We start from the raw sequence: 17,552 nt of genomic DNA on the forward strand, positions 1-17,552 counted from the left end.
GCCATGGACAGCTTCGGCCTCCTCGGCTTCCTCGCCTCAGTGTCCATCGCAGTATCGTGGATCGCTGCTCGTTCTCTGACTGGTCTCATCGATGACCTCAGTATCGGCGGCAGAGCATCAGTGACTCCTGGTGAACCGGTCCTTCGGCTGCTGGGCATTGTGCTGACGGTCTCGACCCTCTTCGGCTTCGCCGGCCAGGAGAGTGCCAGCCTCGCTGAGATCGGGTGCATCCTCATCACCGTTGTAATGCTTTTCATCCTCGTCACGGCCAGTGTGGCAACCATCTTTGCTGGCCTGACAGATCCAGATCGAGCCACGCCTGAACCCCAACACCAGTAATGGTGACGACCTTTCGAATCTGTACCGAACAGAAGGGACCAAGAACACAACCAAGGCGTGAGGACAATGGCACAAGCACCGAACATCACTTATTACGACATTCTCACCATCACCCCTGCCGCAACGGCTGAGGAGATCAAGAAGGCCTACCGCAAGGTCGCCAAAACCGATCACCCGGACCTCAACGGTGGAGAATCTTCTCCACGCTTCGTTGCGGCCCAGGAAGCGATGTCAGTGCTGTCCAATGCCTCATCTCGTGCCACTTATGACGCCTCGATCGGCGTCAAGACCAAGCCAGAACCTACTCAGAATCCGGGACCGCAGGCTCCCCCACGACCGCGGCCGGGACCTCCCCGCTCCGAGCCACCACCCAAGGCTCCCAACTTCGGCCAGAACTGGGGTGAGAAGGAGTCGGCAAGGCACGAGGCCCCACTGCCGACGATCAATTTCGACTCCGTCTCCGTGCCTCGAGGTCCTCAGCGCTTCAGCCCACCGCTGGGGCGCACGTTCGGTGGCAAGTACACAGTGCCTGCCTCCATGCGCCTACGCCAGTTGGCCAATATTCTCATCGGCCCCGTCACTTTCGGTGGCGCGATCTTGAGCATGTACCTGGCAGCAACGCATGAGGACTGGTTCGTTCTCTTCTTGCCCGCTGCCGTCATCATCACCCCGTGGGCGGCATTCGTCGCGACCTTCAGAATCGACCGGATGCTGCCATTCGTCCTGCTGGCCGCCGTCACCGCGCTGCCCATCTTCTTCAACCCCATCGACCTGCTGGGGTTCATGACCGTCTGGCTCGGAGTCTCCTTCGCCTGGGCATCGGCGCCATTATCTGGCCGGTGGAAGGACACTCGAATCCTCGATGACAAAACGGCCATCTTCGACATCTTCGGAACCCCCGGCAAACGCCTGGAGGAGGCCTTCGGTGACCGTGGTGGTTTCGGATCTGTTGGCGAGCATCGCAGTGCCGAGCTCTTGCAGCTGCTGACTCGGTTCCCTGGGGTGAAGATCTTCCACGGTCTGCGCTTCGACGTCGACTCCGAGGCTGACGTCGACCATGCTGTGATCTATGGCGACAAGATTGCTCTCATCGATTCCAAGATGTGGGCTCCGGGTCACGTGCGAGTGGCACCATCTCCTGGCTCGCCCGAGACGATGTTCTCTCCCACCATTGGTCAGGGTCAGATCCGCCCGATTCACATGAATGCTGCCGCGGCTAATTATCAGAAGATCCTCCCCGGCTACGAGGTCCGTCCTTGGGTGCTCATCCACTCAACGAAAGAGGACGCCGGCCACACATGGGATAACAACGCCAGCAATGGCATGGTCGTCGGAGACCCGCAGTTCGTCATCGCGGACATCGCCGAATGGTTCGCTTCCAGCGGTCGATTCGCCCCGGCTGTCGATCGTGAGCTCATGGGCAGAATCATGGCCATGGTCATCGCCTGATTGCTCATACCCTCATCTGCCGCACGTAGTGAGGGTATGAGCAACCTCAATCGTGTGCAGGCGGGCATCCCCGAAGGTGGGCAATTCTCCGAGACGACCAAGACCAGGCCAGATGTTTCGGGTCTCGACATCGATGGGCGCCGACTCGACGTCGACGAGTATGACTCCGTCAATCTCGAACCCTTCGATGATTTCAACGAAGCCCGAGTGACCAATGTCGGTGGTGACGAACACATCGTCGTGGGTACGAAGACCGCCGATCTCGTGCACATGGACCTCGGCCACGAGTTCGCCGACGCACCGCAGGAGGAGAAGTCCGCCTATCTCATTGACAGGGAAGAGGTCATCTCCGACTTCATCCAGCATGAGTATGGCTCCCGCGTCAGTGTTGGGCACAGCTCTTACTGGGCTGAGACTCCAGTGGACTTCTGGACTCACGCCAACGGCGAGCTCGGCACGGTTGAAGATGTGCGCAACGATCTGCGCCACAACACCAACTCCGATTCTTTCTCCGGCGACATTGCCGGCGACGCATTCGCCGGACGCGACTCGTTCGAGGTCAAACTGGCTGCTCGTCTCGACGGCTACGACAAAGCTCCCCTGCCTCCTGTGCCGATGGATACACACAAAGTCGAAGCGATCTCAACCGAGTTCACCTCCGCCCTCGTCTCATCTGTCGATGAAGGTGGACCCAGGCGCCTGAATCCTGATTCCGAGGCCAGGTTGCGCGAATTCGCCGGCCGCTGGTGCCAGCGCCATTCCGGCGACCTCCAAGCGTGGTCGAAAGACAACGATGTCTCACCCCGCACCGTGGGGAAGAAGTTGGCGATGGCTGCACGTGGCGGCAGTGGTTTTCACCAGGACTCCGGCGACCTCAACTCCAAGGTGATCACCGCCCGCCTCGATTCCAGTGCCGATGAACTCTCCGACGTCGATTGGGATTTAGAGCCCGACGACAACGGCGAACTCACCATCACCGAGTAGATCAAGATCATCCCTCCCGCAGTGAAAGGCACCACATTCATGAGCAACACCAATCGCGTCCAGGCAGGCATCCCCGAAGGCGGGCAATGGTCAGAATCAGCTAAGGCCCGACCTGAAGTGAGCAATCTCGGAGACGTCGGCCAACCCGCCGACGATACTGATCCGATTCCGACCCTCGATGTCGGTGAGACCCACGAAATCGAAGCCGACGGCGAAGTCTTCGACCGCATCGAAGTAGTCAATCCCGGCGATGGGGGCTACCTCGTCACCGGGACAGTGCGGGACAACTTCTTCACCATGGACTTGGGCCCGAAATTCAATGACTCCGATGTCGACGAGAAGGAGGAATACCTCAACCACCGTTCCGAGGTTATCGATAGCTTCTTCGTCGAACGCTTCGGAGACAGTGACGGCTTCGGTGGAATCGATCACGGCATCCACGGACCGTCCTGGGATGCTGCCGAATTCGAGTTCTCCCAACCCATCGCCGAACAAGCGACGGAAGGCCAGGCTGCCGAAGCGTTATGGGAGAACACGTCGGCAGTGGCTATGCACAACGAGATGGATCCAGGCACCTACGGGTCAGATGATGCCACCTCGGTATTGCGCGAACGCCTTGCCGAGTTCGATCGCACTCGTCTGCCCGCCCGCGAGGTCTCCGATGACGAGAAATCTCAAGTCATCGACGGCTACATGGACGCTGCACTGGCTGAATCACGGGATGCCTACATCGGTGAGCATCCTGAGTTCACCCCAGACGAGGTTGATCAAGCCTGGGGTCAGTTCACCGTCGAGAAAGTGCCAGCACCTATCAAGGATGAGTACAGCCAGACTCTGGGCCTGTGGCTGGAGACCAATTCCGGCGATGTTGACCATTTCACTACCGAACATCATGAGGAGCCGGGGCTTAACGATGTCGGCCGACGGCTCTACGGCAGCTCGACGCCGGGAAGCCCATATGTTCCCAATGATCCGAGCACGAAGTTCGACGACTCTGACTCCAACCTCGAGGCCCAAGTGGTCGGTCGCAGGCTCCTCCTCTCGGCTTACGATCCTGAGTCTCGCCGCCTCCAGGGCTTCTTCCGCAAGCGTTTCAAACCCACCTTCTTCGGGGAGATGCGATGGGAATGAGTGCCGCCCACGAGCCAACCAGAGACACCACATCAGTGAAGAGTATGAGCACACGACACGAACCCCAGAACGACCAGCGCACTGACGGCCTGGTCACCGGTGACCACCAGCCGCAGTCCACCGCTGAAATTCTCGCACGGGCGATTGGCGAGACTTACAGTACTGACGCGGCATTGTCCGAGAAGCTCGACACCGCCGTTCACCAACGCTTCACCCGACTCGACGATCACTACGACGATCCCGATGCTGAAATCTGTTCTATCCTGGGTCTCGAACATCAGTGCCTGATCTCGGAGACTCGTGGAAGCAACAGGCGTCGTGAAATGGAAGTACATGGAGACTTGGAGGACCTTGAACCACTTCAAAGCCTCCCTGGCTTCATCGAAATCGAATCCGATGACTTCTTCGACGAGCGCGGCACCGCAACTCTGGTCCTCGACGACCGTAACCCCCGGCTCCTGGCACTGATGGAAGTCAGAGCGGAATACTGGGCCAATTACTGGACTCGCGAAGAGGCTGACGGCATTGTGTCGGGCAAATACGCCCCTTGGAACCTCACAGCCGACCACGACGCTCTCGTCGCAGCCCACCGAAATCTGCGCAACAACACGCCACTGCCGCGGATGAAGACCGCCGCCGAAGCCCGTCAGCAGGTTCGCGTGAGCTCACGCATCCTCGCCTGGCTCGACGACGAAAACTCCACAGAGGCTCCCCCAGCCGCAACCCTCGATTCTGAGCACACCAGCCCTGGGCTTCCGACAGACTTCGAGACGTTGGCACACATGCGATCAGAACGGTTCGCTACCGAGGCAGTTGCCCGTGATAACCCCGGTGACTTCATCTCAGTCGAAGCACGGGAGAAGGCGGCAGACATCTTCGGTGACTACGTCGAGATGCTCATCAGCAAGCGGAGCAAAGAGTCTGAATACGCTCGCATCGTCGGTGCCGAAGAGTTCGCTCACCATAAGGCGAAACTGGCTCTGTGGCAGACCGGGTGGACGTCGACGACTCCTTGTCCACAGATGCCCACAAACTACGTGGGGCTGCCACCTCAGTTGAAGTCTGACCTCAAACTGAACTGAGGTCGCCTGCCCTCTCGGCGTATCGGCACTTTGCCGCACGTAGAGAGGGTATGAGCAATCAGAATCGAGTAAAGGCAGGCATTCCCGAAGGTGGCCAGTGGTCAGAGACGGCCAAGGCCCGGCCACCAGTTCCCACGTTTGGACGCAATTACGAGCAGTCACGCTACGACGTTGATACTGGAAGAGTCGGGGATCCCGGTGTGGCCCACGCTACGACTGACCCACTCTTCAGAGTGGTGTCCTTCGCTTGATCTGTCCACCGGGATGTCCGTCACCACCGAAAGAGAACCAGCCGGTGGGGACATGACCTCATAGGAGCGTGACTCCACGACCATGGAGTCCCGTCAACGTCCTGTCTGCCCGACCGACTGGCCCTCACCCCGACCAGTCCAACGGAAGAGGCACAATCATCATGACAGGAACCACGCCGAATGTGTACGCCGGGATCGATACCCACCAGAACACCAACCACGTCGGCATCATCAACGAAGTCGGGAAGAAGCTCGGCGACCACGAGTTCCCCACCACCATGACCGGCTACCGAGACCTGCTGTCCTTCATCTTGTCCTTCGGGACGATCCTGGTCGTCGGGATTGAGGGTACCGCGTCCTACGGGGCCGGGATCACCGCCTACCTGCGGACACAAAACGTCCTCGTCAAAGAAGTCATCCGCCCCAACCGGCAAACCCGCCGGGGCGGGAAATCCGACCCAATCGACTCCTACGCTGCAGCGAAGACCGTCGCCGCCGATGGGCACGAGCTGCCCATCCCGAAACTCCTCGGTGGTGCCATCGATGGCATCCGGGTACTCCTGAAGACCCGTGCCACTGCGCTGAAGTCCCGGACTGCAGCGATCACACAGATCATCCATTTCCTCACCACTGCACCCACCGAGGTCAGGGAGAAATACGCGGGGATGAAGGACACCGACCTCCACGCCACCCTGGCCCGGACCCGTCCCGTTGCCAACGACTTGCTCGGGATCGCACTGCGACGCCTGGCTCGCCGGATCGAGTTCCTCACCACCGAGATCGATGATGCCTACGACCAGTTGGCTGCGCTGACGAAGGACGTGGCTCCCGCATTAGCCGCGACCAAGGGTGTCGGCCCGATCTCCGCGGCGAAGCTACTGGTCACTGCTGGTGAGAACTCTGAGAGGATCACGTCGAAAGCTGCGTTCGCGGCACTGTGTGGGACGAGTCCACTCCAAGCATCGTCAGGTAAGACGACCCGGCACCGGCTCAACAAGGGAGGAGACCGGCAGGCCAATAGTGCCTTGTTCGACATTGTGAAGTCGAGAATGGCCAGCGACCCAAGGACGAGGGAGTACGTGGCCCGGCGGATCGCGGAAGGGAAGTCGAAGAAGGAGGCTATGAGGTGTCTGAAACGGTATGTCGCCGCCGAGGTGTACAAGCTCATCGTCAACCCACCCGCAGTGCCGGCGGTCGATGATTTACGTGTCTTGCGACAGTCAAAGAGCATGAGTCTGCGAATCGTGGCCGAGCACTTTAGTATCGACCAGGTCAAAGTCTCTCGTATCGAGCGCGCTCGGGCACGAGATGATGAGTTCTCCGCAAGATACCGAGAATTCCTTCTGGAAACAGCTTGACACCTATAGGAGCATCATGCTTCGCGCCAACAAGTTCGTTCCCGCCGATCAGGTGAAGCTCTCAGGCGGCACGGCCACAAAGTGGTATCAGGCCGCCGAAGCCACAGGCGAGTTCAACACTGAGGGTGGATTTGAACGGATGAGCCGCTCGCCCAAAGCAATCGGGTCTCTACGCCAGACCTACCGTGGCCAGGATTTCGCGCTGACGATGCCGTCGGTGACCTCGGTGCGACGCATGGCCGCAGAAGTCGACCCACGGGGCACACCCTTCGACATCCCAGTCTCCACCCCTGACGGCAAAGGCGGACAGACTATCGGTTGGGTCAGGGTCAGCCAAGACAAGGGCTCCGGCTGGAATGTCCAGACCCTTGGTGAACGCACAAACACTGACTCTGCCACCGTCGGCGCCGGTGTGAAGTCGATGCTTGAGGCCAGGCGGATCACCGATCACCTCGACGGCAAGACGAAGAAGGACATGATCGCTGACTTCCGTGAGACTCGGCGCCAGTCATTTGCCAAGCGCAGCCACAAACTGAAGTCCCCTTGGGTGGATTCGGTTGGTTTCGACGAACATGAGAAGGAAGTCCTGGTCACGACTACGTCTGGCCGCAGCTACCGCTACCCCTACGGCAAAGACGTATTGGAGGCCATTCGCACCACCCACAAGCCCGGCCAGTACATCAACAAGGTCCTCAAAGGCACTGGCGAAGTCGAGGTCTCAGAGTGCCAGCAGTGCCATCGCACCTTCACTTCTGTCGGCACGCACCAGTGTCAGTGTCCTGCCGGCCGTCGCAAGGATGGTCCGCACATGCGAACGAGGCACGCGGCGACGAAGTTGCATGAGCGCGTCACCAAAGCCAATTCCTAAGCAGTAGGTGCACTGAGAAGATGAGCGCACAGAACCGAGTTCAGGCTGGCATTCCCACTGGTGGGCAGTGGGCTGAATCGGCGAAGGCTCGGCCCGATGTCTCCGGCCTCGACGTGAAAGCGTTGCAGGCCGGAGACATGACCGGCGTCGAGTTCGGTCACGGTGACCCTGACACCGAGGCTCGCATTGGCAAGTACTTCGACGACTTCAACGAAGGGCTGGATGTCGGAGCAGGTCGGCCGCAGTCCTATGTCACGACCGATGACCTGCATATTGTGACCACCGATGTCGGCTTCGACGTGCAGATTGACCGGGGCGAGCTCGACCAGATCGAGTTGCCGGCGAATACTGAGGCCGCTGACACCACTTCGGCAGGCGAGTCTGTTGGCGCCGGTAGCTTCATGGATGTGGCTCTCGGCAACGCGCCAAGTACTGCCAATCTTCCCCCAGCTCCGACAACGAAGAAGCAGCCCCAGACAAACGATCCCGGCAAATTACGAACAGCTCGCGATGGTGGACTCTTCGCGGCGTCGAAACAGTTCAAAGCTCCGCTCTTCGATCCAGAGCAGGCCGCCAGAGCAGACTTCCTGGCTCGGCACGGCAAACGTCGAAATGAGGCCGAAGCCGCCATCAAATCAGCGCAGGGTGACTTTGAAACGCGCAAAGGTGCCATAGCTACGGCATTGCAGTCCGCCGAAACCAGCGACAACGATCTCAATACGCAGGCTGGAAAGCGCTACGAGTCGTATGTGAACACCGTCAGCGCGGACTTGGCCAGGTCTCAGGCGGACATCGATGAAATTGACGAGGACACTAAAGAACTGAAGAAGCTGGGCCGCAAAGACGAGCTCCAGGCGCATGAGAAGAGGTTTGTCGAGCACACCGACGAGTTCTGGAACGAGGACGCCGATCGCAGCAGTGGTCCCGCATCTGTGAAGAAGATCCTCGCCGATCTGAAGAAGACGAGGTCCGAACACCAGGACAACCATGACCGGAAACTCGATGAGGCCGTGATGAAGGAATCGATGTTGGCGAAGGGGCTCTCCCAAGCATGAGCACCCCGAATCGAATCCAAGCTGGAATTCCCGAAGGCGTGCAATTCTCAGAGATGGCGAGAGCTCGGCCTGACACGTCTGGCTTGGGTAGGCTGCCCGGATCAGTTGTTGATGCCGAGACTAGTGATGCCGGCCAGGCGGCAGCCCTGGCAAAGAGGTTCGTGTAGAGATGCGTACTACGTTGCGCACGACACGCCTGGGTACTTTGCACGAAGCTGACACCGTAGCGATCACTGTGCAAAGTACTGCCTGAAGGGTCCCTTACCTATTGCGCGTCAGCGCCGCAGGCGCACGAACGGATAGGTCGACGAGCAGGCCGTTGAGGTGTGCCGTCGTGATGGAAGCGGGTCTGCGAGAGCTGCCCGTTGGCGATTTTGCGGGACGAAACTCAGCTGAGGCGTGGGCTGAGCAATGTGCGCTTGAGGACGAGACGTGTGAAGAGCTTGTCGAAGACCACTCGGTCAGGCACGCGAGGTCGATGACTGAAGATGGAAGCGCTGGCAAGGGAAGGATAATTCGCCACTGTTGCGGTCCGCACTTCCATCGAATCGAAGGCTTTCCCGTGACGGTCCGAAGCGATACGGCGAGCCCAGGATACGCACACTTCGCACCTACCCGCGCAACCCCTAAACGGTGAAATTCGTCTCGGGCCACAAGCCGGTCACGAGAACTTCGTGAGCTGTCGAGAGGACGCGCGCGTTCGCAGAAGATTCTTCAGTGTTCGGTTGCCAAGCGCACACCGAGAGCGATCATTACGGCAGCGCTGGTGCGATCGAGCCAAATCTTGACCCGATCGCGAGTGAGAACGCCCCGAGCACGAGTGGCGGCGAGGACGATGAACGAGTGCCACACTATGCCGACTGTGAGGGCAATGGAGACCAGCAGCACTCCCCAGCCTGCAGTCGACGTTCCGGTGGGAAGGAACTGCGGCAGAATGCTGATGTAGAAGACGCCGACCTTCGGGTTGAGCATATTGCTGACCAGTCCGTTGCGAGCAGCGTCGAACGAACTCTGCGGTGTCGGCGTCGTCGGTTCGCTGGAGGCTGGACGATTGCGGGGGAGAGACCGCCAGATTGCCGAACCGCCCAGCCAAACCAGGTAGACAGCTCCTGCAATCCTGACGACGTCGTATGCGACTGTCGAGGCGGCAAGAAGCGCGGTCAGTCCGATCAGGCTTGCAACTGCCCAGACGGCGTGGCCGATCTCGACGCCGACGACAGCCGCGAATCCTGAACGTCGTCCGTGGAAGAGAGTCGATCGAAGCACGATCATGAGGTCAACCCCAGGCGTGGCTGCGCCGATCACAGCCACAAGGGCCCAGGCCAGCAACTGCTGTGAATCCATAGTTGTCTTTCAAATAGTTCAGGCGACGGCCAACCGCATCAGCTTATCCGATCCGATTCCTGCCGGATACCGGATAGGTTTGGCTGCGGGGCGCAGATACCTGTGGTTTAGTCGTGAACGGTCGAGTTCATCGGGTGGGCAGAGTACTCGAGTCTGAGTTATCAAGCGCCGCTTGACTTTGAGAACGAATGGGCGCCTATGTTGGATCTTGTCGCCTGATAGTACACATTGCTGTGTCCACTTTGGGAGGTTCATGCCCAAGTCATGCTCGCCTCTGTCCGACACACATCGGACAGTGTCTTCCTGCTGGAAGGTGGGCGAATCACTTGAAAGACAAACCGTCTTGGCTGTCAGTGATCCTCGGAGTAATGCCCTCGGATGGGAAGGCATTTCCTCTATCAACTATCAACGTCATCTCTTCTTGCATCAGTCCCCAACGATGATGCTAATGACAATGGGAGCATTCTCAGTACGCTGCGGGCCCAGTGCCTGTCGATGCATCACGTCTGCTTTAGACACATCCCTCCCACTTCCTATTTGTTCGAGGACTGCAATTGGCTGACAGCACAAGCTCAAACGGCGACACTGCTGGCGGCGCGCCATTCTCTGATAATTTTTACGACCACGTCCAGGTGGGACTCCAATAGGAAGTGCCCACCGTCGAGTAGTTCGATGCGAGCATCAGGGACGTCACGACGGAACGCTGTGGCACCGGCCGGACCGAAGATCTCATCGTTCTTCCCCCATACGGCCAACACCGGCACGCCGGAGTCCCGTAACCACTCATGGACCAGCGGATACAGAACTCTGTTGCTGGCATAGTCGGCGAACAGAGCGAGCTGCGCACGGTCAACACCGGGTCGAGCCATCAGAGCGATGTCATGTTCCCACGCGTCAGGGTCAACGGTGGTCGCGTCGGGAACACCGTGGGTATATTGCCACTCAATTGCCTCACGCTCAAGAGCCGGCCGCAGAGCCGATTCATTGGCCGCTACAGGGTCGCCACCGTAGGTCCAGATCGGGTCCCAGAACTTCGAAACAAATCCATCTTCGTAGGCGTTCCCGTTCTGCGAGATCACACCCTCGATTGACTCCGGGTGCGCCAGGGCCAGGTGCCAGGCAATCGGAGCCCCGTAGTCATGGACATACAAGGTGTACTTCATAATTCCTAAGGTGCTGAGAAAGCCTTCCGTGACATGAGCGAGGCTGCTGAAGGTGTAAGAGAAGCTCTCCACAGACGGAGCGGAAGATCGCCCGAAGCCGATGTGGTCGGGCGCGATCACGCGATACTGGTCAGCAATAGCCGGGATTAGGTGCCGGAACATGTACGAGCTCGTAGGGTATCCGTGGAGCAACAAGATCACGGGGGCATCCCGCGGTCCAGCTTCACGGTAGAACACCTCCTGGCCGTTGACGTGAACAGTGCGATGATGGACGACTGACATGAGTCACCTCTTAATTGACGTTAACTGGTTAGTGAGATGCTAGCACAACACCAGCAAGCTACTGCCCCCATATGTATATTGATTCGTCAAGTGGGGCATAGGAGCATCAACGGTATGGATGAATCGTTCTTCTCAGCGTTGAAAAACGAACGCGTCTACCGCACTGTTTACGCCACCAAGAGGCAACCGCGACGCGACGTCATCGCCTATATCGAGAGATTCTACAACAGCCGCCGGCACTCCGCGCCGATTACCAGCGCCCCAACGATGTCCATCACAGTTATCAGCAGCCAAACTTGGCAGCGTAGAGAAAGCCATCAATCCGCTGTGCGAAATCTCCGTATCGGCCCACCCCAGCGGCCAAGATTTCCCCGTGGGTGGGCGAGCCACAGTATTCACGCGCCGCCACAGCAGTAGTACTGCGTCAGACTTCCCTGGCAAAGGCCTCCGCGTGGTCGCGCGCGAAGTCCTTGATACTGCGAGCAGGACGGCCGAGAAGATCAGCCACGCTCGTGTGCACTTCTGCGGCTTCGCCTCTGTCGTAGTGTGCGTAGTCCTCAAGCAGCCCGTCGAGCTGCCACGGAGGCATCAATCCCTCCAGCGCGGCGGCGAATTGATTCGTGGGCACGGGGGCGAAGGTGATGTCACGGCCGCTCGCGTTCGAGAGCGCTGCGGTAATCTCTGCGTGGGTTACTGCGCGGGGGCCGGTCAGAGTGTAAGTAGCGCCCGCATGTCCGCTCTCTGTGAGGACAGCGGCTGCGACGTCCGCGATGTCTCGCGTGTCGATCGCGCTGACCGCGGCCTCCTCGATCGGCGCGGCCAGCACACCGGTTCGGGCCGCGTTTGCCGCGAACGCGAGGAGACTCTGCAGGTAGAGATTCGGACGCAATACGGTGACCTCGAGGTCGAGCTCGCGCACGTGCCGCTCGACCTCGGCATGCCAGCGCAGGAACCGCACGGGCGAGTCCACATCGGCGGCGTACTGCGAGAGGAGAACTACTCGCTGTACGCCAGCAGCTTGAGCTATGTCGGCGAATCGGCTTTGCAGATCTGCCGCATCAGGCGTTGAGGGGCTGTTGAGGAAGACGCCTGTCACACCGGTGAGAGCTGCCTCGAGAGAGGCAGGATCACGCAGGTCGGCCAGAACCCTCGTTGCTCCGGGGATGTCGCGATGCTTTCGGGACATGGCGTGCACAGTGGTGCCTGTTGCCTGCAGTGCGGGTACGAGGACGGAGCCGACGGTTCCGGTTGCTCCGGTGATGAGGAAAGTGTTGGTCATAATGATCGTCCTTTCTAGAGAGGCGTCGTCAATGCGCGTGTGCATCGACGGCTGGTGCGGAAGTGGGGTGCTTCGAGTCTGTGGGGATGAAGGAGAGTCCGAATGCGGCGGTCGCGAACGCGGCCAGGCCGAGGAACGCGATCGTAAAATCGATGCCTCCTTCCGGAGTGCCGCTGATGGTTGCGACTCCGACGAGGGCGGCAAGGCCGATAGCTCCGCCGAGCTGTCGCGATGCGTTGATGAGTCCGCTGAGCAGGCCTGTTTCTCCTGCCACGCCATCGCGCACGGCGATAGTCGTCGCATAGACGCCGGAGAGACCGATGCCGATCCCGATGAGGAGGAAGGCGCCGAGGAGGGAGACCGAGAATCCGCTCGCCGTCTGGTCGAAGGCCAGCCAGAGCAAACCTCCGACCAGGAGTAGAAGTGCCATGGACAAGGCGCGTGTCGACCCGAGGAGCCTCGCAAGAGCCGGTGCGACCAGGCTCGCGACAATGATCATTATGGCTATCGCCAGCTGGCTGAGTCCCGTCAAGGCCGGGGTCATGCCCAATTCACCTTGTTGGAACTGCGGGAGGAAGAAGAACATGCTCACTGTGGCACCTCCAACCAGCAACATCACCGAGTTTGCGACGACGATGTTGGACTTGCGCAGATGCCCGAGCGGCACGAGGGGCTGCTGCGAGTTCTTCTCAACGATGACGAACGCGCCCAGCAGAATGATTCCAATGGTGAGGGCGGCGAGGGTGAGCGGTGAGCCCCAGCCGTTCTCCGGTGCTGAGATCATGCCGAGCGCCACTGCCGAGACACCCAGCGTGATCGTCAGTGCGCCGGGTGCGTCGAACCGACCCGGTTGTGGGTGAGTAGGCGGTACGAAGAGGAGTACGACGATGCCGACTGCGACCGAGATCGGCACGGGGATCCAGAAGACCGACTGCCATCCGAGGATCTGCGTGACGACTCCGCCGAGCACTACGCCAAGAAGGCTGCCTGCCCCTGCGACAGCTCCCCAGATTCCGAGCGCGCGGGCGCGTTCCCTGCTATCGGGGTACAAGCCGACCACGATTGACAAGGCGGACGGAGTGACGACCGCGGCGCCAATGCCTTGTAGAGCTCGGCCGGCGATCAGGACCTCGCCCGATGGTGCCAGCGCGCAAAGGATTGACGCAGCGATATAGATAAGCAGGCCGGCGAAGAAGACGCGGCGACCGCCGAGGACATCAGCGATCCGCCCTCCGAGCAGCAGCAATCCCGCAAATGCAACGAGGTAGCTGTCAACGACGATGGACAGCTCGGTGCTGGTGAGGCCGAGCCCTTCGCGGATGGTCGGACCTGCCAGGTTCACCATCGAGACGTCGAGGATCACGACGAACATGGCTGCGGATAGGCCAGCCATCGCCCATCCGCGACGGGGCGTTTGCTCCCGTCCTGCTACGACGGGTGCCGAAATTCTGAGTGCCATTACTGGACCTTTCAAGGAGTGCCGACTGTGGAAGTTACAACTTCTAACACGAATGAGTATGTAGTGCACTAGGGTTTGATGTCAAGCATTTGCAGGAACTGATAACGTTGGTCTGAGGCGACAGCATGTTGGAATGAGAGAACGGATCGCACTATGGAAGCAGAACCTCGCCGCACACCAATTCGCGAGAGGTTTCGGGAGCAGGTGCGCGATGATGTGAAGATCATTGCGCTCGAACAGCTCGCCGATGGCGGAGCGCAGGCGATATCGCTCAATGCGATCGCGAAGGAGCTCGGCGTCTCCGGGCCTGCGCTCTATCGCTACTTTGCTAATCGGGATGAACTGCTGAACAGCCTTGTCGTTGATGCCTACGGTGGTCTCCGGGATGCTCTGGCGCGGCCCGTGGGGGCCGGCGAACGCGGGACAAGCGTGAGCGCTCGTATTCGCCGGCTTGCCCGCGCCTACCGGCTGTGGGCGCGGGAGCAGCCGCACCGATACGAATTGCTCTTCCGACCGCCGTTGCCCGGATACGACGCGCATTCCACGCAGATCTCCGAAGCCGGGCGATCACTTATGGGTGTCGTCCTCGGGGAAATCGAGGGTGGGTCGGAGGCCTCCGTGAACCCGCTCGGCAGTGCTGAGGTCTTGCACGCGCGGAGTACGGGAGCTCCGAATTTCCGGCTCGCGGTGCGGGTGTGGTCGCGGCTTCACGGTTTCGTCAGTCTCGAGCTCGGCGGAGCCTTTCACGCCATGAGCGTTGATGCTGACGCACTCTTCGATGCAGAGGTCGACGTGCTCACTGACAACGGAGAGACGCGGGCCTGAGCCAAACGAGACTCCTCGCGGAGAGTTACTCAAGCAAGACCGCCGTTGGCGAAGATGGTCTGCCCATTGATCCAGCGGGCAGGCCCGGCGAGATGAGCCACTGTCTTCGCGATGTCTTCGGGCTGTCCGAGGCGCTCCAGCAGAGGTGTACTGGACAGATTCTGGATAGCCTGCTCGCTTTTGCCGTCGAGGAACAACTCCGTGGCGGTCGGCCCCGAAGCGACAGAGTTGACGGTGATGTTCTTGCCCCGCCGTTCGCGGGCTAGTACCAGGGCCGTGAAGTTAAGCGGTTCGCGGCAGGGTCAATGACCCGTACTGAGCGTGTCGGAGGGGGTCGGGCAACGGAACTCCGGTAGAGAGAGTATCGACCAAGAAACTCCTACTTCCCCAGGAGCTCCGTTGCCCTTTCATCCTCTCACAAGCGACCAATCCGAAACTGCAGCTCACCACACCACCGACGATGTGTACACTCCTGGCCACCTCGGCGAACTCACCCGTCTCATACCCACTGAAATGGTTGATGCCGCACTCCATGCGACGTCGACGGTGCAGAAACGTCTGCGCGGCATCCCCTCTCGAGTCGTGGTCTACCTACTGCTGGCCGCGTGCTTGTGTCCCGACATCGGCTACAAGGGCGTGTGGGCCAAGCTCATGTCCCGACGACGATCGCCGCTGCCGAGACCTTCGGCCAGTGGCTTGTCCCAAGCCCGTCGCCGGATCGGTTCAGCACCCCTGGAATGGCTGTTCAACCTCCTGCGCGGGCCCGAAGGCGCCACACCCGCACGCAACGGCGTGTGGTGGAAGAACCACCTGATCACCGCCATCGACGGCACGATCCTGAGTGTCGCCGACGAACCCGCAGTCCGGACCCGCTACACGAAACAAGCCGGCAATCACGGTGGAACCAGCTACCCACAGACCAGACTCCTGGCCCTGCTCACCTGTGGCACCCGCACGATCATCGACGCGGTCTTCGCCCCGACCACCACCGGGGAAACTACCCTGACTCCGGGCCTGTTTGGCAGCATGAAGACAGGGATGCTCGTCCTCGCCGATCGCAACTTCGACGCCACCACCATCATGACTGGCATCGCCGCCACCGGAGCCGACATTCTCATCCGAGGCAAGACGAGAAGGCGCCTACCCGTCTTGGCCCGCCACCGGGACGGGTCGTACACCAGCAGAATCGGGGCACTGACCGTCCGCGTCATCGACGCGAACGTCGTGATCACGACGTCGACCGGCCGAGTTCGAAATCACTACCGACTGATCACGGCGCTGTTGGATGCCTCCCACTATCCGGCCCACCAGCTCGTTGATCTCTACCACCAGCGGTGGGAGATCGAAACGGCCTTCCTGGAACTGAAGTCGTCCATGTTGGCCGGCCGTGTCCTGCGGGCACGCACGGCAAGCGGTGTGGCCCAGGAGATTTACGCTCTGCTGGTGGTCTATCAGTTGGTGCGCACCACGATCAGCGACGCCGCTTACAGTCAGAGCCTCGATCCTGATCGCGGGAGTTTCACGATCGCGTGGCAAGCGGCCAAGGATCAGGTCGTCCTCGCCACAGACGCCATCGACACTGCCCCAGTCGACCTCGTGGGAGCCATCGGCGCCCGTGTGCTCGCCGATCCGCTCCCACCGCGACGGTTGCGAGTCTGCCCGCGGATCGTCAAACGCGCGATCTCGAAGTATCAGGCCCGCGGCCCGGTCGTTGACCGGTCCTGCCGCAAAGCACGACTTGATATTCGTGTCCTGGACGGCGCGCCTCCGTGACACGAGAGAACCAACCCTAACTTCACGGCCTTGCGACTAGGGCGTGTCTCCTTTATTGACCATTCCAGCACTGACACGGTGGGGACGTGACTACAAAACAACGACACCGAGTTTTCACTGATGAGCAGTGGGCGCGAATCGAACCACTGTTGCCCTCGAATGCCGGCAAGAGAGCCCGACCGTTTGAGAACAATCGTCGGATCGTCGAGGGAATCGTGTACCGATATCGTGCAGGCATCGCCTGGCGCGACCTGCCTCGTGAGCACTTCGGCCCCTGGCAGACGGTATGGAAACGCCACCGCCGCTACGCCGCTGACGGCACGTGGGACCGTGTGCTGGCCCGCGTGCTCTCTGAAGCCGATGCTGCCGGTGACATCGACTGGAACATCTCCGTCGACGGCACCATCAATCGTGCCCACCAGCACGCGACGAACACGACGCGCCCTGACCAGGACACAGGGGGCTACGTCGAATTACAAGAATCTGCCCGATCAGGAATGTGAACCAGCCGGACATGGCATCGGTCGCTCACGCGGTGGGCTGACGACGAAAATCCACCATGCCGTCGACGGTAAGGGCCGGCCGATGGCAGTGGTAGTCACCGGTGGGCAGCGTCACGACGGGGTGATTCTACCGCAGGTACTGGCTGACATTTGAGTGCCACGGGCTGGTGGCGGTCGTGCTCGCACACGCCCGGACGCGGTCTTAGCTGATCGTGCGTATGGGTCCAGAGGCCACCGCGAATACCTGCGTTCGCGCGGAATCCGTACAGTGGTCCAGGGGAAGAAGGACCAGATCGCGACTCGAAAGAAACGCGGCAGCAAAGGTGGGCGGCCGCGGGCCTTCGATGCCGCCGCGTATCGGAACCGCAATGTCGTCGAGCGTTCGTTTGCCTACGTCAAGCAATGGC

The 17,552-nt window shown here is 60.3% G+C and carries 15 protein-coding genes and 2 pseudogenes; 12 read left to right on the plus strand and 5 right to left on the minus strand.

The features are described from left to right. Window positions 1–3: 3 nt before the first annotated feature. The 8 genes from INT40_RS18595 to INT40_RS18630 all read left to right on the plus strand — a co-directional run bounded on the left by INT40_RS18595 (window position 4) and on the right by INT40_RS18630 (window position 8,517). A complete protein-coding gene (locus tag INT40_RS18595) occupies window positions 4–339 on the plus strand; it encodes a hypothetical protein (RefSeq protein WP_193096718.1) in 336 nt (111 codons plus the stop codon). 66 nt (window positions 340–405) lie between these two features. Further along, window positions 406–1,788 (plus strand): J domain-containing protein, encoded by a 1,383-nt coding sequence (locus INT40_RS18600; protein ID WP_193096719.1) that lies wholly within the window; start codon window positions 406–408, stop codon window positions 1,786–1,788. A gap of 36 nt (window positions 1,789–1,824) precedes the next feature. Beyond that, window positions 1,825–2,772: a hypothetical protein gene (locus INT40_RS18605; protein WP_193096720.1), complete on the plus strand. Its 948-nt coding sequence runs from the start codon at window positions 1,825–1,827 to the stop codon at window positions 2,770–2,772. 39 nt (window positions 2,773–2,811) lie between these two features. Next, window positions 2,812–3,903 carry a hypothetical protein gene (locus tag INT40_RS18610; RefSeq protein ID WP_193096721.1) on the plus strand — a complete coding sequence of 364 codons (1,092 nt, stop codon included), beginning with the start codon at window positions 2,812–2,814 and terminating at the stop codon, window positions 3,901–3,903. A gap of 44 nt (window positions 3,904–3,947) precedes the next feature. Beyond that, window positions 3,948–4,985, plus strand: coding sequence for a hypothetical protein (locus tag INT40_RS18615; RefSeq protein WP_193096722.1), 1,038 nt, complete (start codon window positions 3,948–3,950; stop codon window positions 4,983–4,985). Window positions 4,986–5,397: 412 nt separating this feature from the next. Then, window positions 5,398–6,594, plus strand: a complete 1,197-nt coding sequence (locus tag INT40_RS18620) for an IS110 family transposase (RefSeq protein WP_226831651.1) — start codon at window positions 5,398–5,400, stop codon at window positions 6,592–6,594. Between the two features lie 16 nt (window positions 6,595–6,610). Continuing rightward, window positions 6,611–7,462 (plus strand): hypothetical protein, encoded by an 852-nt coding sequence (locus INT40_RS18625; RefSeq protein WP_193096723.1) that lies wholly within the window; start codon window positions 6,611–6,613, stop codon window positions 7,460–7,462. A 20-nt stretch (window positions 7,463–7,482) separates the two neighbouring features. Next, complete coding sequence (locus INT40_RS18630; RefSeq protein WP_193096724.1) at window positions 7,483–8,517, plus strand: hypothetical protein; 1,035 nt, start codon at window positions 7,483–7,485, stop codon at window positions 8,515–8,517. Window positions 8,518–9,231: 714 nt separating this feature from the next. Here the strand turns inward: INT40_RS18630 and INT40_RS18635 are convergent. Beyond that, entirely contained in the window at window positions 9,232–9,861 is a 630-nt protein-coding gene (locus tag INT40_RS18635) for a LysE family translocator (RefSeq protein ID WP_193079010.1), read from the minus strand. Window positions 9,862–10,433: 572 nt separating this feature from the next. After that, window positions 10,434–11,306: an alpha/beta fold hydrolase gene (locus INT40_RS18640; protein ID WP_193096725.1), complete on the minus strand. Its 873-nt coding sequence runs from the start codon at window positions 11,304–11,306 to the stop codon at window positions 10,434–10,436. Window positions 11,307–11,414: 108 nt separating this feature from the next. On the opposite strand from INT40_RS18640, the pseudogene INT40_RS18645 reads away from it, so the two are divergent. Continuing rightward, a pseudogene (locus INT40_RS18645) lies at window positions 11,415–11,614 on the plus strand (IS3 family transposase); the annotation flags it as partial. Between the two features lie 116 nt (window positions 11,615–11,730). Here the strand turns inward: INT40_RS18645 and INT40_RS18650 are convergent. Together INT40_RS18650 and INT40_RS18655 are read right to left on the minus strand one after the other, a co-directional pair. Then, the gene (locus tag INT40_RS18650) at window positions 11,731–12,585 is read right to left on the minus strand and encodes an SDR family oxidoreductase (RefSeq protein ID WP_193079008.1); all 855 of its coding nucleotides are present in this window, start codon (window positions 12,583–12,585) and stop codon (window positions 11,731–11,733) included. A gap of 28 nt (window positions 12,586–12,613) precedes the next feature. Then, window positions 12,614–14,044, minus strand: coding sequence for an MFS transporter (locus INT40_RS18655; RefSeq protein ID WP_226831652.1), 1,431 nt, complete (start codon window positions 14,042–14,044; stop codon window positions 12,614–12,616). Between the two features lie 153 nt (window positions 14,045–14,197). On the opposite strand from INT40_RS18655, the gene INT40_RS18660 reads away from it, so the two are divergent. Further along, entirely contained in the window at window positions 14,198–14,869 is a 672-nt protein-coding gene (locus tag INT40_RS18660) for a TetR/AcrR family transcriptional regulator (RefSeq protein ID WP_193096726.1), read from the plus strand. A gap of 29 nt (window positions 14,870–14,898) precedes the next feature. Here INT40_RS18660 and INT40_RS18665 read toward each other — a convergent pair whose 3' ends face one another. Continuing rightward, a complete protein-coding gene (locus INT40_RS18665) occupies window positions 14,899–15,141 on the minus strand; it encodes an SDR family oxidoreductase (protein WP_193096730.1) in 243 nt (80 codons plus the stop codon). 127 nt (window positions 15,142–15,268) lie between these two features. On the opposite strand from INT40_RS18665, the gene INT40_RS18670 reads away from it, so the two are divergent. Both INT40_RS18670 and INT40_RS20780 read left to right on the plus strand, forming a co-directional pair. Continuing rightward, entirely contained in the window at window positions 15,269–16,642 is a 1,374-nt protein-coding gene (locus tag INT40_RS18670; RefSeq protein ID WP_226831653.1) for an IS4 family transposase, read from the plus strand. Between the two features lie 86 nt (window positions 16,643–16,728). Beyond that, window positions 16,729–17,552 (plus strand): annotated as a pseudogene (locus tag INT40_RS20780) (IS5 family transposase); the annotation flags it as partial.

It is taken from the genome of Brevibacterium sp. FME17 (assembly GCF_014897515.1).
Lineage (GTDB): Bacteria > Actinomycetota > Actinomycetes > Actinomycetales > Brevibacteriaceae > Brevibacterium.